General features: G+C 68.6%; 18 protein-coding genes and 3 pseudogenes. 6 read left to right on the forward strand and 15 right to left on the reverse strand.

Annotated elements, in window-relative coordinates; genetic code table 11:
* Positions 1-20 precede the first annotated feature (20 nt).
* Positions 21-279, reverse strand: a pseudogene (tnpA, locus tag H305_RS51120) (IS200/IS605 family transposase); the annotation flags it as partial.
* Here tnpA and H305_RS47340 point away from each other — a divergent pair.
* Positions 208-1,248, forward strand: coding sequence for an RNA-guided endonuclease InsQ/TnpB family protein (locus tag H305_RS47340; RefSeq protein WP_234021101.1), 1,041 nt, complete (start codon positions 208-210; stop codon positions 1,246-1,248). The pseudogene tnpA and the gene H305_RS47340 overlap by 72 nt on opposite strands.
* A 55-nt stretch (positions 1,249-1,303) precedes the next feature.
* Positions 1,304-1,654, forward strand: coding sequence for a hypothetical protein (locus tag H305_RS47345; RefSeq protein WP_199791470.1), 351 nt, complete (start codon positions 1,304-1,306; stop codon positions 1,652-1,654).
* A gap of 707 nt (positions 1,655-2,361) precedes the next feature.
* Here H305_RS47345 and H305_RS0129990 read toward each other — a convergent pair.
* The 7 genes and pseudogenes from H305_RS0129990 to H305_RS0130020 all read right to left on the reverse strand — a co-directional run bounded on the left by H305_RS0129990 (position 2,362) and on the right by H305_RS0130020 (position 11,228).
* The gene (locus H305_RS0129990; protein WP_028803720.1) at positions 2,362-3,231 is read right to left on the reverse strand and encodes an NAD-dependent epimerase/dehydratase family protein; all 870 of its coding nucleotides are present in this window, start codon (positions 3,229-3,231) and stop codon (positions 2,362-2,364) included.
* Positions 3,232-3,755: 524 nt separating this feature from the next.
* Positions 3,756-4,202 carry a luciferase family protein gene (locus H305_RS47350; protein WP_051371072.1) on the reverse strand — a complete coding sequence of 149 codons (447 nt, stop codon included), beginning with the start codon at positions 4,200-4,202 and terminating at the stop codon, positions 3,756-3,758.
* Positions 4,203-4,353: 151 nt separating this feature from the next.
* Positions 4,354-8,189 (reverse strand): annotated as a pseudogene (locus H305_RS47355) (amino acid adenylation domain-containing protein).
* A gap of 47 nt (positions 8,190-8,236) precedes the next feature.
* Positions 8,237-9,160: an EamA family transporter gene (locus tag H305_RS0130005; RefSeq protein ID WP_028803721.1), complete on the reverse strand. Its 924-nt coding sequence runs from the start codon at positions 9,158-9,160 to the stop codon at positions 8,237-8,239.
* A 282-nt stretch (positions 9,161-9,442) separates the two neighbouring features.
* Positions 9,443-10,345 (reverse strand): nuclear transport factor 2 family protein, encoded by a 903-nt coding sequence (locus H305_RS55115; protein ID WP_078629297.1) that lies wholly within the window; start codon positions 10,343-10,345, stop codon positions 9,443-9,445.
* Between the two features lie 47 nt (positions 10,346-10,392).
* A pseudogene (locus H305_RS47360) lies at positions 10,393-10,554 on the reverse strand (IS200/IS605 family transposase); the annotation flags it as partial.
* A 65-nt stretch (positions 10,555-10,619) separates the two neighbouring features.
* Entirely contained in the window at positions 10,620-11,228 is a 609-nt protein-coding gene (locus tag H305_RS0130020) for a helix-turn-helix domain-containing protein (RefSeq protein WP_028803723.1), read from the reverse strand.
* Positions 11,229-11,457: 229 nt separating this feature from the next.
* Here H305_RS0130020 and H305_RS47365 point away from each other — a divergent pair, with 229 nt between their 5' ends.
* The 3 genes from H305_RS47365 to H305_RS53540 all read left to right on the forward strand — a co-directional run bounded on the left by H305_RS47365 (position 11,458) and on the right by H305_RS53540 (position 13,751).
* Positions 11,458-12,798, forward strand: a complete 1,341-nt coding sequence (locus H305_RS47365; protein WP_051371075.1) for an MFS transporter — start codon at positions 11,458-11,460, stop codon at positions 12,796-12,798.
* Between the two features lie 29 nt (positions 12,799-12,827).
* A complete protein-coding gene (locus H305_RS0130030) occupies positions 12,828-13,463 on the forward strand; it encodes a class I SAM-dependent methyltransferase (protein ID WP_028803724.1) in 636 nt (211 codons plus the stop codon).
* 132 nt (positions 13,464-13,595) lie between these two features.
* On the forward strand, positions 13,596-13,751 hold the full coding sequence (locus tag H305_RS53540) for a hypothetical protein (protein ID WP_158690587.1): 156 nt from the start codon (positions 13,596-13,598) through the stop codon (positions 13,749-13,751).
* 173 nt (positions 13,752-13,924) lie between these two features.
* On the opposite strand, the gene H305_RS0130035 is transcribed toward H305_RS53540, so the two are convergent.
* Entirely contained in the window at positions 13,925-14,275 is a 351-nt protein-coding gene (locus H305_RS0130035) for an ArsR/SmtB family transcription factor (protein WP_028803725.1), read from the reverse strand.
* Between the two features lie 680 nt (positions 14,276-14,955).
* Here H305_RS0130035 and H305_RS53545 point away from each other — a divergent pair.
* The gene (locus H305_RS53545; RefSeq protein ID WP_158690588.1) at positions 14,956-15,132 is read left to right on the forward strand and encodes a hypothetical protein; all 177 of its coding nucleotides are present in this window, start codon (positions 14,956-14,958) and stop codon (positions 15,130-15,132) included.
* A 108-nt stretch (positions 15,133-15,240) separates the two neighbouring features.
* Here H305_RS53545 and H305_RS0130045 read toward each other — a convergent pair whose 3' ends face one another.
* The 6 genes from H305_RS0130045 to H305_RS0130075 all read right to left on the reverse strand — a co-directional run bounded on the left by H305_RS0130045 (position 15,241) and on the right by H305_RS0130075 (position 20,485).
* Complete coding sequence (locus H305_RS0130045; protein ID WP_028803726.1) at positions 15,241-15,666, reverse strand: ATP-binding protein; 426 nt, start codon at positions 15,664-15,666, stop codon at positions 15,241-15,243.
* 3 nt (positions 15,667-15,669) lie between these two features.
* On the reverse strand, positions 15,670-16,077 hold the full coding sequence (locus H305_RS0130050; RefSeq protein WP_028803727.1) for a pyridoxamine 5'-phosphate oxidase family protein: 408 nt from the start codon (positions 16,075-16,077) through the stop codon (positions 15,670-15,672).
* A complete protein-coding gene (locus tag H305_RS0130055; protein WP_028803728.1) occupies positions 16,074-17,792 on the reverse strand; it encodes a SulP family inorganic anion transporter in 1,719 nt (572 codons plus the stop codon). The genes H305_RS0130050 and H305_RS0130055 overlap by 4 nt, the downstream gene beginning before the upstream one ends.
* Complete coding sequence (locus tag H305_RS0130060; RefSeq protein ID WP_028803729.1) at positions 17,789-18,130, reverse strand: ArsR/SmtB family transcription factor; 342 nt, start codon at positions 18,128-18,130, stop codon at positions 17,789-17,791. Before H305_RS0130060 ends, H305_RS0130055 begins: the two co-directional genes overlap by 4 nt.
* Positions 18,131-18,295: 165 nt before the next feature.
* The gene (locus H305_RS0130065) at positions 18,296-18,655 is read right to left on the reverse strand and encodes a zinc ribbon domain-containing protein YjdM (RefSeq protein ID WP_028803730.1); all 360 of its coding nucleotides are present in this window, start codon (positions 18,653-18,655) and stop codon (positions 18,296-18,298) included.
* A 648-nt stretch (positions 18,656-19,303) separates the two neighbouring features.
* Positions 19,304-20,485: a SpoIIE family protein phosphatase gene (locus tag H305_RS0130075; protein ID WP_078629299.1), complete on the reverse strand. Its 1,182-nt coding sequence runs from the start codon at positions 20,483-20,485 to the stop codon at positions 19,304-19,306.
* Positions 20,486-20,615 lie beyond the last annotated feature (130 nt).

The following is a 20,615-nucleotide window of genomic DNA, read 5'->3' on the forward strand; positions in this document are numbered from 1 at the left end:
GCAGTGTTCACCTCAGCCCGCTACGCGGGGCGCTTCTGATTCTCGATGTACTGGCGTACGACGGTCAGGGGCGCCCCGCCGCAGCTTCCGGCGAAGTACGAGCCGGACCAGAAGTGTCCGCCCCACAGGTATCGGCGGGTGTGGCTGTCGTACTCCTTGCGCAGCAGCCGGGCTGACCAGCTTGGAGAGCTGGACCTTCGGCGGGTAGTGCACGAGCAGATGGACGTGATCGGCGTCGCCGTTGAACTGCTTCAGCTCGGCCTCGAAGTCCGCGCAGACCTCCACTTCTTCGCCGGTCTCAAAGGCAAGCGGCCCACGATGGGGCCGCCCCGGTTCAAGTCCCGCAAGGACAACCGGCAGTCGATCCGCTTCACCGCGAACGCCGGGTGGAAGATCACGCCCGGCGGAAAGCTCCGCCTTCCGAAGATCGGCGACATCGCGGTCAAGTGGTCCCGACCCCTGCCGTCCGTCCCGTCCACGGTGACCGTCATCAAGGACGCCGCCGGACGGTACTTCGCATCCTTCGTGGTCGAGACCGAACCCTCCGAAGTCCTCCCCGAGACCGTGCCCGAGGTCGGCATCGACCTGGGCCTGTCGCACTTCGCGATCCTCTCCGACGGCACGAAGATCGACAGCCCCCGCTTCCTGCGCCGGGCCGAGAAGAAACTCAAGAAGGCACAACAGGCCCTGAGCCGCAAGGCGAAGGGAACCAACAACCGGGGAAAGGCCCGGCTCAAGGTCGCCCGCGCTCACGCGAGGGTGGCCGACGCACGGCGCGAGTTCCACCACCAGCTCTCAACGAAGATCATTCGTGATAACCAAGCGGTTGCCGTTGAGGACCTGGCGGTCAAAGGACTCGCCCGCACGCGCCTGGCCAAGTCCGTGCACGACGCCGGCTGGTCGGCATTCGTCGCGATGTTGGAATACAAGGCCGCGAGGTACGGCCGGACGTTCGTGCGCATCGGCCGGTTCGAGCCCACCTCCCAGCTCTGCTCAGCCTGCGGCGTCAAGCACGGCCCCAAGCCCCCCAACGTCCGCGAGTGGACGTGTGAGGCGTGCGGAGCCGTCCTCGACCGGGACATCAACGCGGCCCTCAACGTCGCCAAGGCCGCCGGACTGGCGGTGCCAGCCTGCAGAGCGCGGGTAGGACAAGGACCCATCCCGGCACAGCGCGAAGAAACAGGAACCCACCCGAAGCCGCACCCGACAACGGTGCAGCAGGCGGGAATCTCCTTCCTGAGCTTGTGAAGGAAGGAGAGGATGTCAAGGTCTTCTTCCGCAGGACAAGTGCAGGCTGTTCACGATGGACCGGAAGCCAGCGAATGGCAGCCCGCGGGGATTCACTCGTGCGGAGCGCTGGGACGCGCTGCAGGGCGACCTGTTCCTCCACATCATCGAGATGGGCTGCAGCGATCTGTGCCTCATAGGAGTGACCGGCCCCCTCGTCGGCCGTGTCGTCACCGGCAACGCGGACGGCTTCTGGCCTCCGAACGTCTCCTCGGCACCGGACTTCCTCAGCTGGTACGCGCGTTGGCTCAACCACATGCGGGACGGCAAGGACAACGCCGCGCTGGGACTGTCCTCCCCGGCGATCGTCGCGAGCGCCCCGTGGGGGCCCGGGGCCGCAGCCCAGAAGGTTCTGCGTTCGCGCTGACAGCAGCGGCGGGGAAGGCCAGCGCCCCACGCTGGGCCAGATTCACGCGCCGGTACGGGTGCAGTCCCCGCATCGGGGGCGCGACATGTGCTGAGCAGGCGGACCGAGTTTCGCGAGGGGCGTGACGACGTGCAGTGGGCGAGCACTCCTCATTCCACCCCTGAGTCCTCTTCCCGGCCGCGCGGCCGTCCCGGCCTGGTGATGCGGTGGGCGAGGGGGTGGGCGTAGTCGTGAACGGTCATGGAGTTGTAGAGGCGTGCGCTCTTGGCAGTGAGGCGGACGCGCGGCCGGGCCCCGCGGGCAGGGTCGAGATCAGGCGGGCGCCCTGGGCCAGTCCCCGCACGCCGAGGCGTGAGGTGGGGATCAGAGTCTTCTGCCGCGCTGAGCGCTGCCGCACGGCTGCCGCGCACGTGCTCCGCCATGGCGGGCTCGTAGGCGGGGAAGGCGCGCTCGTGGTCACCGCCCGCCCGCACGTTCGTCCACGACCCCCACTGCCGTACGTGGGGGTCGCGGACTTGCTGGAACAGCATCCGCGGCACGCCAGGTAGCCGGCGGCCGGACCCAGCTGGAGCGTCGGCATGGCTACCGAACACCCTGAGACCATCGCCGAGTCGAAGACTCGAGATCTCGCAGAGGTCAGAGAGCGGGCCCGGAGATGCCGTGGCCGCGTCCCCTTGCCGGCTCCATGAGGCGTGCCCGGCCCGTGCCTATCGGTAGGAGCCCTTGCTCACGTCGGTGACGGCGTCAGGTTGCTGCGGACGCCAGCCGAGCTGGTCGTGGGCCTTGCGGCCATCGACGGACTGATCGAGGGCCAGGGCGTCGGCGAACGGCTCGCCCAGCTCACCCCGGGCCTGGTCCAGAGGCCAGACCTGCACTTCCCCGTGCACACCGGCCGCCTCTGCAGCAGCGAGCGCCAGCTCCCGCACGGGGACGGCCGGTTGGCTGACGCCGTGCCACATGCTTCCGGCAGGTGCGTCCTTCACCACCTTCCCGAACAGGTCGGCGAGGTCCTCGATGTGCACCATCGGCCACCGCACGTTCAGGTCCGCGACGACCCGTGGCGCGCCTTGCTTGCGCGCCCACTCGACCAGAAGTGCGGGGATGCCGCCGCCCCGCCCATGGATGATGCCGGGGCGGAGCACGGTGGCCCGTACTCCGTGATCGGCCGTGGCAAGGACGCGACGCTCAATCTCCGGTCGGTACCCCACGATCGGGATCGGGTTGGTCGGGCTGCTCTCCTCGGCGGTCGCCTCCCCCGTTGCTCCCAGCACCCATACACCGCTGGTGTAGACGAAGGGCCGATCGGTGCCCCGCAGCGGCGCTGTCAGCGCATCGATGGCGGCTGCGTCGACGGCGGCGTCCCCGGTCGGTGTCGCCACGTTGATCACCGCGTCGATGTCGCGTGTCACCGCCGCGGTGAGCGAGCCGGGGTCACGCAGGTCGCCGCCTCGCACTGCGTAACGGCCCGGACTCTCCGGTGTCCTGGTGAGTGCCACAACCTCATGCCCGGTGTCGGTCAGATGCTCTGCCACCACCGAACCGAGATAGCCCGTGGCTCCGATGAGCAGTATCCGCATGATGTTCCCTCTCTCGTTTGCTCGTATCCGAAAGGCTCTGGCCGAGTGGGATACGTTCGCCAACAGCAGGCTCGGCGCCGAGATTTGGCAGGGCGATGACGGAGCGTCAGGACCGGATGAAACGCATCCTGGGGGCGTGCCGGGCCGAGTTGACCCATCTCGCCACATAGCCGGTCGACGCCTTCGGTCGGATCACCAGGACCGAGCACGGTCCGCACCGGCCCCTTGGCGGCACCGGCGTCAGGCCGACGCCCGTCCCTATCAGCACAGACGCAACCGCGCTCAGCACGCCATCCGGCCACCACCCGCCCCCGCCGCAGCACGGAACCACAGCCATGCCCCGGTCTACGACTGAAGGGGCGGCCCGGACTGGCCGAAGAGTCGATAGTGCACTGAAAGCCCTCCTTCGTCGTCACGCCCGACTGTAAGGGCCAGCCGCATCCAGCACCCCCGGTGCAAGCCCAACCGCACTGCACTCTTCCAGGTCGGCCCACCGTGGCCGGCGGCAGTCGCGGCACACGGCACTACGGCACCTCGCCGACCGCGTATGCGTAGGAGAGCTGAACCAGCTGCCAGATGAGCTCGAGCTCGGCGCGGTCACGCGGGCCGTACACGAGGATGGTGTCCTGCTCAGGATGGCGTACGCCCCAGCCGAACTTCTCGATGTCGTCCTTGAGCGGTTCGGTCAGGGTCAGATGCAGACTGCCGTCGTGGTGAGGGTGGATGTGGGCCCACTCACGGCCTGCCTGAAAGGCTTCCCGGGGTCCGGTGCCGATGCCCTCGGGGATGAAGAGCGACCGGGCGTGGGGAACTGAGACCAGCGTCGGCGCCATGTAGACGAAGGGCAGCGCACGCATCCGCTCCCACAGTTCCTCCTGCAGCATCACGGGGGCGGTCTGCGAGCGCTGGCCGTGCGGGGCGGGGCCGACGACCTCGGGAGCAGGGCCGGGACGGGCGGGAAGTTCGGGCAAGGCGATGCTCCTTGAGTACGTTGGGATGAGTGGGCCCGAAAGGTCAGGCCCCCTGTCACGGGGCGGTGTCCTCTGGCTGATCGTTTCAGAGTGAACTCGCCTGCAGCATCATGTGTTTGAGGGACTCCGCACCTCATTCTGAAATGATCAGTCAGGCATGGAGACTCTCGCGAATCGCCGCCACCAACTCGGCGATCCCCGCCTCGTGCAGCACGCTGTAGTGGTCGCCTTTCAGCGTCACCACGGCGGGCGCCTCGGCGGAGTAGCCCGAGCTCCCCTCGATGAAGGAGTAGTCGTCGCCGGTCGCCTTGAGGATGGTCACCGGTGCGTTCAGCCTCCGTTCGGACAGCTCGCGGAAGCTGTAGTCGAATTCGTAGGTCTGCCTCACGATGCGGGTGATCCGGCGGATCACCGGCTCGCCCAGGGTCGGCAGCAGCGCGTGCACGAAGGCTACGAAGGAGTCCTCGTCCCGGGTCGCCTCCAGGCACCGCTCGAGCTCGGGGCCTGTGATGGTGCCTGCGAAGACGGAGAACAGGATGGTCACGTAGGCCGGGTTGCGGTACGAGGACTCACGGCCGTGTTCCTCACCGTCGGCCTGGCGGACCTTCGGGTTCCCCGGGCAGATCAGCAGCAGGTCCTCGACCTGCTCGCCCGCCTGCTCCAGCTGCCACGCCGACTCGAACGCCACCCGTGCTCCGAAGGAGTAGCCCCACAGCAGGTACGGGCCCTTCGGCTGCACCTTCTGGATCTCCTCGACATCGGCCGCCGCCATCTCCCGGATGGTCGGATACGGAACCTCGTGCTCGTTGATGCCATGCGCCTGCACCCCGTAGAAGGGCCGGCCGAGGTCCACCTCCTGGCCGAGCAGTCGGAGGTTCATCGGGTAGCCGCCCAGACCCGGCCAGGCGAACACGGGCGGTTTGGTCCCGCCGTTGTGCAGCAGGACAAGGCGCGAGGCACTCTCGTCTTCGTCGCCGTCGTCATCGCTGTCGATCCGAGCGGCGAGATCGGCGAGTTTGGGAGCAGTGAACAGCACTTGAAGGGGCAGTTGGATGCCCTTCACCCTGTTGATCTCGTTGATGACGGCGACAGCGGTGAGCGAGTTGCCACCGGAAGCGAAGAACTCGTCCTCCACCGACACGGTGTCGTACTTGAGCGCCTTGCCCCAGACACCGGCCAGCCACAGTTCGGTCGCCGTGCGGGGAGCGACGAACTCGGCGCCGGTGTTCGCTGTCTGCACCTGCTCGGAGGCGGCGAGCGCCTTGACGTCGACCTTGCCGTTGGCAGTCACCGGAAGCGAGTCGAGCACCAGCACGCGGTTGGGGATCATGTAGTCGGGCAGGAGCTCCGCGAGCTCGTCGCGGATCATCTCCGCGGGGCCCTTCATGTGGACGGTGTCCTCGTACATGCCCTCGCTGCGGATCTGCTCGTCGCTGACCTTGCCGCCGAGGAAGAAGTACGACGGGCCGGTCTGGATCCCCCGGGATTGGAGGATCTCGTCGAGACGCCGTGCCGCAGGCAGCGGGTTGCCGGTCTTCGAGCTGTAGCCCGATGACATGAAGCCCAGCGCGAGGCCGTTGCGCTGCAGGTGGTGCAGCTTCTTCCCTAGAACGATGTAGCGCAGCCACTCCTGCCCGGCCCGGCTGACGGCACTGATACCGAAGGCCGCGCGCTCGTAGACCTTCTGGTTGATCGCGATCACATGCTTGCGCTGCACAAGGTCGGGTGAGAAGGGCTCCAGCTCGCCGTCGGCATAACGGTACAGACCGCCGGACAGGCCTCGATGCCTCCGGGGTGCGCCTGAAGGTAGATCTCGACCGGGTCCTCCTGAAGCAGCCCGTCGTTCGAGCCGACTTCGAAGGTTCCCAGATAGTAGTCCTCGTCGGCGACGTCCAGCGCCTTCTTGACCGCGGGGTGGAACGACGAGGGGCGGATGCCGAGACCGTACTCCGGCAGGATTTCCTCGAAGACCCCCAGCATGTGGCCGGTCTCGAATTCCAAAACCTCTTGGATGTTGTTCTTGTAGACGGGCTCTATCGCCCGCTTCTTGCCGATGAAGTGGAGCTCCAGGTATTTGCCGGCGCCGGCCGTGGCCGGGCCGATGCGCACGAGGGTGTGGTCCAGCGGGTGGTAGTAATACATCCCGGCTTGAAGGCCGGCGACGCCCCCCGTCTCCAGATACAGCTGCGTGGCGTAGAGGGCGCCCGGCGAGGCGTAGGAGTACTTGGGAAGAAGCCGCTCGCCGCTTCTGAAGGGGCCGAACCAGCGGAGGATCTCGCCGAGTTCATCGGACGTGAGCTCATCGAGACCGCGCGAGATGCCGCCCGCCTGGCGCGGCGCCAGCAGCTCCAACAGCTCGGCCCTCTCGACCTGCCCGCCGTCGTAGAAGCGGTAGGTCTTACGGGCGAAGGCCTCGCGACGCTGCCGCTCGGTCTCCTCGCGCCCGGGGAGCTCAAGCACGCTCCGCCCCTCCAGCTCATCCGCGTCGCGCACACCGGCGTTGGACAGCTGAGCCTTCACCTGGAGCTTGCTGGCTTTGGACTGATGGTGGCCGCCGGCGTTGCCCTGATCCATCAGCGCGGCCTCTTTGGGATTGAGCTCGATACAGGCCACCAGGTTCTGGAAGCCGGTCCGCGGATCGTCGGTGACGATGGCCGCCGCCCGCTTGACCCAGGTGTGCTCCTCGATCGCCAGGGAGATCTCGTCGAGCTCCACGCGGTATCCGCGGAGTTTGATCTGGTTGTCCACCCGGCCCGCGAACTGTATCGACCCGTCCTTGTTCCACTGCGCGAGGTCACCGGTGCGGTAGAGCCGTTCTGTCGGGATGAACGGCGAGGGGATGAACCGCTTCTGAGTCTCCTCCTCACGGTGCAGGTAGCCACGGGCCAGCTGGACGCCGCCGATGTAGAGCTCACCCGTCTCCTCGATGCCCACCGGTGCCCGGTTCTCGTCGAGTATGTAGCACTGGGTGTTGTCGACCGGCACACCTATCGGGATGGTGCCCGCTCCAGCCTCGATGGCATCGGGATCGACCAGGTACGCGGTGGCGTTGATGGTGCACTCCGTCGGCCCGTACAGATTGACCAGCGATGCACGAGGCAACTCGTCCGCGAGGGCACGGGCGAGGTTGCGCGAGAGTGCCTCGCCGCCGGAGAACACCCGCCTGAGCGAGGCACAGAGGTGGAAGGATTCGGTGTCCAGCATCGCCTGCAGCAGCGTGGGCACGCACTGGAGCGTGGTGACCTCATGCGAGACGATCGTACTGATCAGAGCCTGTGGATCACGGAAGATGCCGGGGGCACCCATCACAACGCGTCCGCCGAGGGCCGGAGCGAGGATCTCCCACTGGGCTGCGTCGAAGCTCATCGGCGTCTTCTGCAGAATCGTGGTGCCGGAGCCCAGGTGGCCGCACTCCTCAAGCCAGCGCATCTGAGACATGATGCTGCGGTGCTCGATCATCACGCCCTTCGGCCGACCCGTGCTGCCGGAGGTGTAGATGACGTAGGCGAGCGCATCCAGCGGTACCGGCTCCAACTCCACGTCTGCGCAGCCGCCCTCCTCGCAGGTCTGTGAGTCGGCCAGGGTAATGACCCTGGTGCCCTGCGGGGCGAGTTCGGCAAGGCGGGAAACCAGATGGTCCTGAGTGACGACAACCCTGGTGCGGCTGTCCTCGAGCATGTATCGCAGCCGGTCATCCGGATACTCCGGGGACAGCGGCAGATATGCGGCGCCTGCGAGCAGGACGCCCCAGGCCCCAATCATCAAGTCCAGTGAGGGCTCGACATAAAGGCCGACGCAGTCGTCGATCCCAACTCCGTGCCTGTGCAAATAGCAGGAGAGCCGGCCGGCTGCCTGCTCGAGCTCCCGATAGGTGAGTTCCTGGTCCTCGAAGCTCACCGCGATTGCGTCAGGCTGCGCTTCGGCCTGCCGCTTGAACAGTTCCGGGAGGCACCTGCCCAGCCGGGGTTCTTGCCGGTGGGTCTTCAACGCAGTGGCGTTCAACGTCAGCTCCTTGGTGGCAGGTGAACCGTTCTTCAGAGCGCTTTGGCGGCAGACGGTTCGGTAGTCGGACTTTCGGTGGCCGGTGTCGGGGCGGCCCGCGGCGAGCGGAGCTGGGCCAGCATGACGGCGGTGATGACTGCGGCAGCGCCGGTCAACTGGAGTGCGGACAGGCTCTGATCGAGCACGACGTAGCCGAGGACGGTGGCGGACAGCGGGCTGCCGAAGCCCAGCATGGAGACGGCCAGTGCGGGCAGTCGGGCGATCCCGCGGAACCAGATGGCGTAGGCGAACAGCGCGCCGATGAGGCTGAGAAAGGCGAAACCGCCGATGTGGGTCCAGGTGAGGTGGTCGGGCAGGCCTTCGGCTGTCAGCATCACAGGGGCCAGGACGAGTCCGCCGACGGTCAGCTGCCAGCCGGTGAAGGTCAGTACGCCCACGCCTTCCGGGCGGCCCCAGTATTTGGTGAGCACGACTCCTGTCGCCATGCTGATGGCGCCGGCCAGGCCCGCAAGGATGCCGATGGTGTCCATGCCCGCGGTGGGGCGCAAGACCAGCAGCGCCACTCCCAGCATGCCGAGCGCGCAGAAGCCCACCTGGACAGTCCGGACGCGCTCCCTCAGCAGGGCCGCCCCCAGCAGCAGCACGATCATCGGCTGGGCTGCGATCACCAGCGCGGCGACGCCGCCGGGCAGGTGGTAGGCGGCGAGGAACAGCAGGTAGAAGAAGGCACCTATGTTGAGCACGCCAAGGACGATTGCCCGCCACCACCACACACCTCGCGGCAGGGACCGGCCGATTGCGAGGAGCACCAGTCCGGCGGGCAGTGCCCGAATGGTGGAGGCCAGCAGCGGCCGGTCCGCGGGCAGCCATTCCGTGGTTACCAGATAGGTGGAGCCCCAGATTGCCGGTGCGAGTACGGTCAAGGCCGAGTCGGCGGCCAGTCGGCCGGCTTTCACCGCCGCATCCGTTCGTCGCCGTCCGGGACTGTGGTGGAGTCCGTGGAGATTGTGTTGAGCACGACGAATTCTCCGATTCAGGCGAAGGGAGGCGGACAAGGGATCACTGATCGCCGACGATGCTCGTTCGGTCCGTCGCGTTCGAATCAGTCAATCGTTCTGTCGAATTCCTCGACCCCTACAGCAGGTCGCACTCGGGCGTGCCCACGAAGTCGCCCACGGTGAAGAGAGCATGGCGAAGGTTCGCTCGACCAGGCACGCGGCCGGGCGGGCAAGGCTCGATCAGAAGTGGCCCCAGCCGGCCGGCGGGTCGATTTTCCCATCGAGGATCTGGTTGTACTCGATGTTGCTGGAACAAAGCTTCGGGGTGGCGAACGTGAGGATGTTCGTCTCGATCAACGTGACCCACTGCATGGAGCCATCGGTCTCGGACGGGATCTGCATGGTCACCCAGATCTCGATGTCAGCTCGGTTTCCCGACACGAAGGGACGGCCCTGAATACCCGACATCTCGGCCTGAGAGGCCGTGACACCCGTCCAGTACTCGTGTATCTCATCGCGACCATGAAACATCTGATCCGCTAGACCCGGGACGGCCTGGTAGACGGCATCACGCGTGAACAGCGAAGCGGCAAGGTCCGCGTCCTTCGTCTGCCATGCCTTCAGATACGTGTCCATCCAGCGAGTCACGTCAGACCCGCGGAGGTGGGAAACCCCGGCCTGGGCCGGCGACGCCGCGGCCACGGCGACCGCCGCGGGCAGGGTGGTGGCCAGTCCTACACGCAGAACCGAGCGTCGGTCGGGCATTGCAGGCATGTGTGATACCTCCTGATTGATGATCAACTCTCGGCGGCACGTCCGCGGCGCCGCTCCGGCGGCCGCGTCAGATCTCGGCACCGCCGGTATCCGGGCTCGGTAACTGCCCATTTCCAGAAGCAGATTCAGCGGAGCGTGTACGTCGCGCCAGGCTAGGCCAGGGCCGTGCGGGCGATGAAGGCCGACATGAAACAGTACGAGCGGCAATTTTCCCGGGCGAATTGCCGACCGCGACCGGTCTTCGTCGAGGCGCCGCCAGACCGTGGAGCGAAACCGCCGGGCCGTCTGCTCCGCGACCAATGCCTCGCCGCCGGATCTACCTTTGATCTTGGCCAGTGCTCCGGCGTTTACGCCGGGGGTGAAGGCCATCTCAGAACTGCTGTGACCCGCACGTGAGCAGTGTTCACCTCAAGCCGCTACGCGGGGCGTTTCTGGTTCTCGATGTACTGGCGTACGACGGTCAGGGGCGCCCCGCCGCAGCTTTCGGCGAAGTACGAGCCGGACCAGAAGTGTCCGCCCCACAGGTATCGGCGGACGTGGCTGTCGTACTCCTTGCGCAGCAGCCGGGCCGAGACGCCCATGACAACGCCATGCCCCCGGCCACAAGAACCGCCTTGTAGTGGCCTTGGCCGCGGTGCGTGTGTCACTCGGTGCCTGCTGCGGTGCCCTCACGCCGTACGGTCCGGGCCCGGAGGTGTGCGCGCTCTCCTTGGTGGCCCAGGAGGCTGAGGATTTCGACGGGGTTCTCGTCGGCGTTGCCGAACCAGTGGGGGGTGCGGGTATCGAATTCGGCCGCTTCACCGGGCCCCATGACCAGGTCGTTGTCTCCCAGGACCAGGCGCAGGCGGCCGTCGAGGACGTAGATCCACTCGTAGCCCTCATGGCTGGACTGCTCGGGTTCGGGTGAGCGCATCCTGGGCGAGATGATCAGTTTGTAGGCTTGCAGGCTTCCTGCTCGCCGAGTCAGGGGCAGCAGGGTCATGCCGTGGCGGGTGACGGGCTTGAGCTGCAGGCGGGGATCGCCGGTCTGCGGCGCCCCGATGAGTTCGCTGATGTCCACGCGCAGCTCGCGCGCCAGAGGGAGCAGCAGTTCAAGGGTGGGGCGGCGCTGACCGGTCTCCAGGCGGGAGAGCGTGCTCAGGGAGATCCCGGTGGACTGGGCGAGGAAGGTCAGCGACAGGTTGCGCTGAGTGCGCAGCCCTTTCAGGCGGGGCCCGATCGCATCCATCGTCGATGCGGTCTCTTCATCCATGTCCCTACCTTGCCACCGCAGCAAGGATCTTTGCATGTTGATCTGCGTGGTCCGACTGTGTCTGCAGGCGCTCCGATGTAGGCGATGACACAGGACAGGAGACGGTGCAATGACCCGAGGCAGCTCGCCCACCGCCCCGGCGGGTGGGCCTGATACCGTGCCGGCGCCGTCGGTCGGGGCGATGCTGAGCGTTCGACGTGGCTCGGTGGCACCAGCCGTGGTGGTTTTGGTGCTGACGCAACTGATGTTCGTCGTGGACACCTCGATCGTGAACGTGGCCCTGCCTGACATCGGCCGCGAACTGGGCTTCTCCAGCGCCGGTCTGTCCTGGGTCGTCACCGCCTACGCGCTGACCTTCGGCGGACTGATTCTGCTGAGCGGCAAGGTCGGCTCCATGATCGGCCCTCGCCGCGCGCTCGTCCTCGGAGTGGCTGTCTTCGTCATCGCCTCCGTCGTCGGAGGTCTTGCCTGCTCGGCGGGAATCCTGGTGGCCGCGCGCACTCTCCAGGGAGCCGGTGCCGCGCTGGCCGCGCCCAGCGTGCTGGTGCTGCTCATGGGAATCACCGCTCCCGGCCCGCAGCGCTCGCGCGCGATGGCGATGTTCGTTCTCGCCGTCGGTGCCGGAGCCGCGCTCGGTCTGCTCGCGGGCGGGGTGCTGACACAGACGCTGGGATGGCGATGGGTGATGTTCGTCAACGCCCCGATCGGTCTCCCGGTCCTGCTCGGCGCCGTGCACAAACTGCCAGAGATGGAGCGCCGGCGCACCTCACTGGACGTCGGCGGAGCCGTTGCCTCGATCCTGGCGATGGTGGCCCTCGTCTTCGCCTTCACCTCCGCCGCCGACCGGGGATGGACCAGCCCCTTGGTACTGGGCGCGTTCGCCGTCGCCGCGCTGTCCCTCGTGGTGCTCGTGGTGTGCGAGCGCAGGCATCCCCACCCGGTGATGCCCCTGGCGTTCCTCTCCGCCATGCGCAGCGCGGGCCCCCTTTTGTCCATGCTGGTCGTCCCGGCCGGTCAGGTCGGCTTCCTGTTCTTCACCACGCTGCTGACCCAGCAGGTCCTCGGTTTCACCCCCGTCCAGACCGGTCTCGCACTCGTGCCCTTCACCCTCGGGCTGATCGCCACCAACCAGCTCACCCCGCGACTGCTGCCGCGGCTGGGCGAACGCGTCATCGGCAGCGCCGGTCTGTCCGGCCTGGTGCTGGGCATCGTCGGGATGGCGCTGGTGGCCGCCGACGCCAGCCCGGACACCTCGATCGTCACGGTGCTGCTGCCCTCGGTCCTGCTCGGTGCGGGTGCGGGCGCGACCTTCGCTCCGGTCACCGCCGTCATCATGCACCAGGCCCCCTCCGAGCACATCGCAGCCGCAGCCGCACTCAACCAGGGCCTGCAGCAACTCGGCGGCGCGATGGGCCTGGCCGTCCTCACCAGCGTCCTGGCCACCACCGGCGGCCTGGGCCACGGCTTGGGCGCGACCCTCTTGGCCACCGCGGCCTTCCCGCTTGCCGGCCTCATCCTCTTCGGCGTGTGGGCACGCCGCATCCCCGCACCCGACACCACCCACGCATGACCCTGTCCCGCTGTTCGAAGGAGTCCGTGATGACCGAGAACGACCCGCGTTTCAGTGCCGCCTTCTGGGACCGGCGCTACAGCAGCACCGGCCAGGTGTGGAGCGGTGAGCCCAACTCCGCGCTGGTCGAGGAGGTCTCGCTCCTTGCGCCCGGGACGGCACTGGAGGTGGGGTGCGGTGAGGGCGCGGACGCCATCTGGCTGGCCGGGCAGGGCTGGCAGGTCACCGGCGTCGACTTCTCCTCCCAGGCTCTCCATCGGGCCGCCGGGCACACCCCCGCCCACCTGGCCGGCCGCATGACCTGGCAGCAGGCGGACATCCGCCACTGGCAGCCCGGCGAAGGGCGCCTCTACGACCTGGTCACCGCATCCTTCTGCCACTTCCCCCAACCAGTACGGGAATCGGTCTTCGCAGCCCTCGCCGGCCGAGTCTCCCCCGAAGGGCATCTGGTGATCGTCGGTCACCACCCCGGCGACCTCGACACCGCCATGCCCCGCCCGGCCGAACCTGGCCTCTTCTACACCGCCGACGACCTCGCAGCCGACCTCCCCGAACACGGGTGGAAGGTCCTCACCCGAACCGCGCGCCCGCGCGCGGCCACCACGCCCGACGGCACGCCGGTGACCGTCCACGACGCCGTCCTCACCGCCCGGCGCACCCGCTGAACAACCCGTACGCCGGAGAAAGAAGCACGATCATGAGCACCTCGCCCAGCAGACCGCCCAGGTCACCGGAGCCACCGTAGGCATCGGCCGCGCCACCGCCCTGGCCACCGCCCTGGCCCTGGCCCTGGCCGCATGCGGTACACCGAACGCGTCGGCCACGTCGACATCGTGGTGCTGGAGGGTGTCGGCGGCGCGGTCCTTGTTGCGGCCGTGGACGATGATGTCGCTTCTGTCATCCGCCCAGTGGTGCGGAGCAACAGGCCCACGATCTCCTCGCTCACACGGTGAGGACTTCCGCAGGTGCCCAACGAGCCAGCCCTCGACTGGAGTTGCGCCGCTTTTCCGATGCTTTGCCTCAGTACCTCTTCAGCGCTTCTACGCCGACTGTGAGGCCGCCGTCTCCCGGTACCACGGGGTGCTGTCCAACTCCGGGGAGACGGCGGCCGGTCAAGGGGCCGCCGCTACGACGGCGGCCTTCCTTCGCCCTGCGTGGCCTGCAGGTCGGCGAGGAGTTCGGCCTGGCCTGCCAGCACGCCGGAGAGGATGGTGCGGGCCACCCTTAGCAGCTCGGCCACATGCGGGCTGGTCAGCGAGTAGTACACCGTCGAGCCCTCCTTGCGGGTCACCACGAGATTGGCGCGCCGCAGTACGGCCAGCTGCTGCGAGAGGTGCGCGGCCTCGATGCCCACCTCGGGCAGCATCTCCGCGACCGCGTGCTCGCGCTCGCTGAGCAGTTCCAGGACGCGGATGCGGGCCGGGTGGCCGAGAGTTTTGAAGAACTCGGCCTTCAGCTGATACAGCGGCGTACTCATCGTGCCGTCGCCTCCCCCGTGCAACAGCACGGCACCACTGCCCGGGCCTCGGCGCATCGCATCCACCCACTCGTCAAAAACATGCGGCCCATCCTCGCCCGCGGCACAGTCCAGACCGAATCCGCACCAAGGAAGAGCACTGCCGGATCCAGTAGTGACGGCCTCAGTAATTGCTAATATTAGCAATTACTGAGGCCGTGTGAGGAGGTCCGCGTGAGGATCGTTCCGCTGCACGGCGCCGACGTCACCTGGCTCAAGTACCTCGCCTGCCGTCTCCAGTGCCGCCCCGCAACTGTCCGCCCGGACGGCCGGTGTCCTCGCGGCGGACCCGCATGCTGAAGATGTCCTTCGGGACCTGGTCGTTCTCCCCGCTCCACCCGCAGGCGGCGCCCTTCGTCGCCCGTCGGGGTTCTGCCCTCGCCCGACGGGGCCGCCATCTGCGCCGCGGTGCCGACCGCGGTGCGGCTGGTCGCCGCCCTGCCTGCGCAGCACCACCGCGGTCGGCGGCCGGCTCACCTCCCACGGGTACGGCACCCCTGACCGCCCCGTCACGGTGATCGCCGTCGGCGAGCGGTGACTTGACGGCGGCCCTCGCCCGGCCCTGGAGGACCTGCCCGGCGTCGGCACCCTGGTCTGCGACGCGTCCTCCCGGGACACGGGCCCCTCTCTGTGGTGCCGCCGTGGCGAAGGCGGCGTACCACGGCACCGCCGATCTCACGCATGCGGTCGCCGCCGAGGCCTCCGGCCGGCACTTGGCCTGCATGGGGCTCGCCGAGGACGTGGCCATCGCCACCGCGGAGGACGGTTGCACGGTCGTACCCGTCCGGGACGGCGACGGCTCCTTCGCACCGGGGTGAGCGGCCGAGGTGGTGTCCCGTCGCTCTTCAAACGCCGGGCCTTGGTCCGGTCAGCCGAAACCTCTTTGTGCGACTGGCCGGGCTCAGGTGCGCACCGGTCAGAGGGGATCAGAGGGGAAGGGTGATCCAGATGCTCTTGCCCCGGCCGTCGGCGTCGCCGCGCACCACCGCCGTGCCGCCCAGGGCGAGGACGAACTCCATGACGGTGGCCAGGCCGCCGCTCCTGGCGTCGGTGACCGCACCGTGCAGCGCCGGCTGATAGGGGTGGCGGTCGTGGACGGCGAAGGCCAGGCAGTCCTGGCTCGCCGCGTAGATCACCGTGAACTGCGGGGAGAGGGCTGCGGCGTGCCGGACGGTGTTGGTGACCAGCTCGCTGAGGATCAGCAGGGCCGGGTCCACTGCGGGGTGGCGCAGCCCGATCCCCCATTCGGCCAGTGCCTGCTGGGCCGTCTCGCGGGCTGTCCGGACGGCGGACGGCTCGGTGGGCAGGGTGAGTACATGCCGGTAGGGCAGGGCTTCCAGCTGTGTGGACATCCTTCACGCTTCCATGGGGGCGAGCCGGAAACCCGTGAGGGTCTTGGGATACAGACGCAGCAGGGTGTCATGCGGGCCATGGGTCCAGCCGGTGAGAGTGCGCCGGTGGTGGGCGCCCTCGTCGGGGTCCGTGATCACCTCGGCCGGCCCGCAGACGGTGACCGTCCAGCCGGTGCCGGACGCGGCACGGATCTCGTCCGCCTGGTATGTGGCCGTCGCAGGCACCATCGCGGCCGGGGCCGGCGTGCGCACGATCAGGCGACCGTACTCCCACACATGACGGGCGGGGCGCAACACGGTCAGCTCCCGCTGCACGTACACCAGCCGCCCCAGAGTGCTGCCCTCCAGCAGCCACAGGGCCTCCGCTCCGGAGACCTCGACCATGCGCAACCTGGCGGGGGCGGTGTTCATCGCAGGGCTTTCTCGTCGGCGCTTGGGGGCTGCTTGGGTGCGGGCAGGACGCCGGCGGTCTCCAGGTGGTCACGGGCGGCGCGGATCGCCCCGGGAGTCGTGTCGTACTCCCGGCCCTCATGGCGCAGCAGGTCGAGCGCGCCGACGGCGTCGAGGACCTGGCGCTGGCCGGGGCGTATGCCCGAGGCCAGGACGGTGATGCCGCGCCGTCGGAGTTTCTCCACCGCGTCCTTCAGCACGAGGGCGCCGGTGGCGTCCATGGTGGACACCCGGGACATGCGCAGGATGACGACCCGGACGTCGGCGACCTCGGCCAGCTCCAGCAGGAAGCGGTGCGCGGCAGCGAAGAACAGCGGGCCGTCGATGCGGTAAGCCACTATGTGCTCGGCCAGCAGTGCGTGTTCCTCGGCGCTGTGGTCGCCCCGGTCCAGCGGCACTTGATCGAAGCGGGCCTGTCCGGCGACGGCGCGCAGGGCGAGGGCGCCGGCGACGACGAGGCCGATGATCACCGCGCGCACGAGGTCGACAGCAAGCGTCGCCACCGCGGTCAGGACGAGTATCACCGCGTCCGAGCGGGTCGCCTTCGCCATGGCCCGCAGCGAGCCGACCTCGACCATCCGGATCGCGGTGGCCAGCAGGACGCCGGCGAGGGCCGCCAGCGGGATCTTCGAGACGAGGGGCGCCGCCGCGAAGACGATCACGGCAAGGACGGCAGCGTGGATGAGGGCGGCGAGGCGAGAGCTCGCGCCGGTGCGGACGTTGACCGCGGTGCGGGCGATCGCGCCGGTGGCCGGGACGCCCCCGAAGAGGGGGGCGGCCATGTTCGCGATCCCCTGCCCGAACAACTCCCGGTCCGGATCGTGGCGCTGACCGACCGTCATGCCGTCGGCGACCGATGCCGACAGCAGCGACTCCAGGGCGGCCAGGGCGGCGACCGCGACAGCGGGGGCGAGCAGGGCGCCCAGCGAGCCGAGGCCGAGGAAGGACAGCGACGGTATGGGCAGCCCGGCCGGCAGGTCACCAATCGGCTTCGCTGCGTCCAGCTGTGCCAACTGGGCCACGGCCGTCGCGGCGATCACGGCGACGATCGAGAACGGCACGGTCGGCCGCCACCTGGCCCCGACCAGCATGACCGCGGCCACCGCGACTGCGAAGCCGACGGCCGTCCAGTTCGGGGACGTGGCGAATTCCTCGAACGCCCGCCAGGCCACCACCAGTACCCGGTCGCCCTCGGGCTTGGGCACGCCGAGCGCGTTCGGGATCTGCTGCAGGCCGATCACACAGGCGATGCCGAGGGTGAAGCCCTCGACCACCGGGGCGGGCACGTACTGCATGTAGCGGCCGGCCCGCAGCGCGGCCAGGGCGACGAGCATGAGGCCCGCCATCAGGCCGACGGTGAGAACCCCGCCCGGCCCGTATTTGCCGACGATCGGCACCAGGACGACCGTCATGGCGCCCGTCGGACCGGACACCTGCAGGTTCGAGCCGCCGAAGACCGCGGCGAGCGCGCCCGCGACCACGGCGGTCGCCAGGCCCGCTTCGGCACCCAGCCCGGAGGTGATGCCGAAGCCGAGGGCGAGTGGCAGCGCGACGATCGCCACGGTCAGCCCGGCGAGCAGATCCCGGCGCGGATCACGTCGTAGCCCGGTGAGGTCGGCGCGCCCGGGCAGCAGCGGCCCGATCCGGCCCCACATCCGGCTGAACGCGGTGGTCATCGCGCGGCGACCTCGGTTTCCCGCAGCTGGGCCAGCAGCTCGCCCTGCCCGGCCAGCATCTGGGTCAGGATCCGCCGCGCGGCCCTCATCAGGTCGGCTACGTCCCCGCCGGCCAGCTCATAGACGACCGTCGAGCCTTCCCGCGCAGCGGTGACGATCCCGGAGCGGCGCAACACCGCCAGCTGCTGGGACAGGCCGGAGGCTTCCACCTCAATGGCGGCCAGCAGGTCCCGCACCGGCATCGGCCCATCCTGCAGCAGCTCCAGCACCCGTATCCGCACGGGATGCCCCAACATCCTGAAGAACTCGGCCTTGGCCTGGTACAGCGGAACGGACACGACCCCTCGGCTTTCCCTACAGGCCCCCACGAGGGGCGAACGCAACAGCCCGCGGCTACCTGCGAGCACAGTCAATACAGCATCTTACCAATTGCGAAATTTTGCAATTGTGCATCAGACTGCCACCCGGTCCTCCTCGCCCCGGACCGGACCGGGGCGGCGGGATCAGGCCTTCTTGACGACGCTCGATTTCAGCTGCATCGCCCCGAAACCGTCGACCTTGCAGTCGATGTCGTGCCCGCCGACCCCGTCGACCAGCCGAATGTTGCGCACCTTGGTCCCGGCCCTGATCGCCGAGGGACTGCCCTTGACCTTCAGCGCCTTCACCACCACCACGGAATCACCGTCGTGCAGCACATTGCCGACGGAGTCCCTGACGACACGCTCCCCCGCCAGGCCGCCACCCTCGGTACCGGCCTCGGCGGGAACCCATTCATGGCCGCACTCGGGGCACACCACCATGACGTTCATCTCGTAGGTGTACTCGCACGAGCACTTCGGACAAGGAGGAAGATTCTCGATCACACCCTGAGCGTATCCGGTCCCCCACCTCGGACTTTTCCCTCGTCCCGGTGCGCAGCCAGGGCCTCGCCCAAAGAGCATCGGGACATAACCGCGACCGCACTCAGCGCCTTCCACCCGGACGCCACCGTGACCGACGAGGGCAAGACCCACCGGGGAGCCCCGGCGATCGAGACCTGGATGGCCCACTCCCCCAGCGAGTACACCGGCTGGTCGTGGTTGAGAGGGACCGCCTTAGCCAGGGCGACTCCGCCGTCGGCCAGGTCGATTCCCCAGGTCACCACTTCTCCCAGGCCTCGGGACGTCAGTGAGGAGTTCGAGGAGTTCGGGCTCGTCGTCGGCGACGCGTCGCGACTGCAGCCGACGACCGCTCTCGTCGATCATGACGCAGTGGTGATGTGTCTCGCCTGCGGCCGCCGGGCCTCCAGCTCGACCACGAGGACGCAGGCATCTCGTGCCCGCTCGGCAGCAACGGCCCTGGCGTCGCCCCGCTCCACGCCGGGTGGACCCACTGCCGCGCACACGGGCCCTGTGCCCACGCCGACGGTCCTCCGGTCAAAGCGGCAGAGCGGCCGGCAGGCAGGCAGGCTGACCATGGGCGTCTCAGTCGGCGACGTTCGCCACCGCAGCGCTCACATGCTGGAGAGCGGCTCATAGCCGGAGGACGATCAGGGCGATGTCGTCGCGGGCGCCGCTGCTGACGCCCAGGCGCGCGAGCAGAGCGTCGGCGAGGCGTTCAGGGCTGTAGCGAGGATGGAGGGCGAGCGCGTCGGTGAGGCGTCGCAGCCCGGCGTCGATGTCCTCGCCACGACGCTCGATCAGGCCGTCGGTGTAGAGCACGAGGGTGTCGGCGGGGGTGTAGAGCAGACTGGCCTGGGGACGGGGGACATGTTCGAGACGGGCCGCCAGCGGCGGGTCGGTGGCCTGGTCGAGCAGGTCGCAGGTGCCGTCCTCGTGGAGCAGGACGGGGGGCGGGTGGCCGGCACAGCTGTAGGTGATGCGGCGGGCGCGAGGGTCGATGACCGCTTGGACGACGGTGGTGGCCAGCGCCCCTTCTACATCGCGTGCGTAGGGGCCCAGTACGTCCAGGGCACTGGCAGGGTTGTGGACGGTCCGGATGCAGGCGGACAGTGCACTGCGCAGCATGCCCATCACGGCGGCGGCTTCCAGGCCGTGGCCGACGACGTCGCCGACCGCGACCGCGAACCTGCTCTCGGGCAGGTCGACCACCTCGTACCAGTCGCCGCACACGTTCAGCGACCCGGCGGCGGGCAGGTAGCGCACCGCGATGTCCTGGTGCCGGGCCAAATGCGGTGAGCGGAGCATGGCCTCCTGCAGCGTGACGGCGACCTCACGCTCCCGGGCGTGAGCTCGGCGCAGTTCCTCGTTCAGCCGCTCGAGTTCACGCGCCCGCGCGTACAGCTCGACCTCCATCGCCTCCGCGTCGCCTGGCGCAGCGCCTTCTCGCCCACCACAACGGGACCGGATGAACTCGGTCACGTCCTCCCCCCGGTGAATGATCCACGCCACCTGCCCATCCGGCCCGAGTACCGGAGTGTTGATCACGGACCACCACCGCTCCTCGAACACGCCGGGCCGGTCGGCCCTGGGAATGTCGTACTTCTGCGGCGCCATCGTGTCCGGCTGTCTCGAGCGCACCACCCACCGCAGGGAGTCACGCAGATTCCGCACTCCCTCAGCGTCCGGGTCCGCCGGATTCTCGGGAAAGGCGTCGAACAGGTACCGCCCGAGCAGATCCTCCCGCGCACGCCCGGTCACCCGGCAAGCCGCCTCGTTGACGTCAGCGATCACCAGGTCCGGGCGAAGCACCATGTAAGGGCTGGGGGTAACCGCGAACAACGCCCCGTAATCGATCCCCGGCCCCACCAGACGTTGCGGCCGCGCACCCTCACCAGGGATGTTCCCGTCCCTCACCCCTACGTTCTACCGCGCGTCAGCACCT

This window comes from Streptomyces sp. 142MFCol3.1 (assembly GCF_000424945.1).
Classification (GTDB): Bacteria; Actinomycetota; Actinomycetes; order Streptomycetales; family Streptomycetaceae; genus Streptomyces; species Streptomyces siamensis.

What these genes read in the sequence shown, in the direction of transcription:
- H305_RS47345 (WP_199791470.1), top strand. Translation starts at nt 1,304, where the DNA reads ATGGACCGGAAGCCAGCGAATGGCAGCCCGCGGGGATTCACTCGTGCG.
- H305_RS0129990 (WP_028803720.1), bottom strand. Translation starts at nt 3,231, where the DNA reads ATGCGGATACTGCTCATCGGAGCCACGGGCTATCTCGGTTCGGTGGTG.
- H305_RS55115 (WP_078629297.1), bottom strand. Translation starts at nt 10,345, where the DNA reads ATGGCCTTCACCCCCGGCGTAAACGCCGGAGCACTGGCCAAGATCAAA.
- H305_RS0130020 (WP_028803723.1), bottom strand. Translation starts at nt 11,228, where the DNA reads ATGGATGAAGAGACCGCATCGACGATGGATGCGATCGGGCCCCGCCTG.
- H305_RS0130030 (WP_028803724.1), top strand. Translation starts at nt 12,828, where the DNA reads ATGACCGAGAACGACCCGCGTTTCAGTGCCGCCTTCTGGGACCGGCGC.
- H305_RS53540 (WP_158690587.1), top strand. Translation starts at nt 13,596, where the DNA reads ATGCGGTACACCGAACGCGTCGGCCACGTCGACATCGTGGTGCTGGAG.
- H305_RS0130035 (WP_028803725.1), bottom strand. Translation starts at nt 14,275, where the DNA reads ATGAGTACGCCGCTGTATCAGCTGAAGGCCGAGTTCTTCAAAACTCTC.
- H305_RS0130045 (WP_028803726.1), bottom strand. Translation starts at nt 15,666, where the DNA reads ATGTCCACACAGCTGGAAGCCCTGCCCTACCGGCATGTACTCACCCTG.
- H305_RS0130050 (WP_028803727.1), bottom strand. Translation starts at nt 16,077, where the DNA reads ATGAACACCGCCCCCGCCAGGTTGCGCATGGTCGAGGTCTCCGGAGCG.
- H305_RS0130055 (WP_028803728.1), bottom strand. Translation starts at nt 17,792, where the DNA reads ATGACCACCGCGTTCAGCCGGATGTGGGGCCGGATCGGGCCGCTGCTG.
- H305_RS0130075 (WP_078629299.1), bottom strand. Translation starts at nt 20,485, where the DNA reads ATGGTGCTTCGCCCGGACCTGGTGATCGCTGACGTCAACGAGGCGGCT.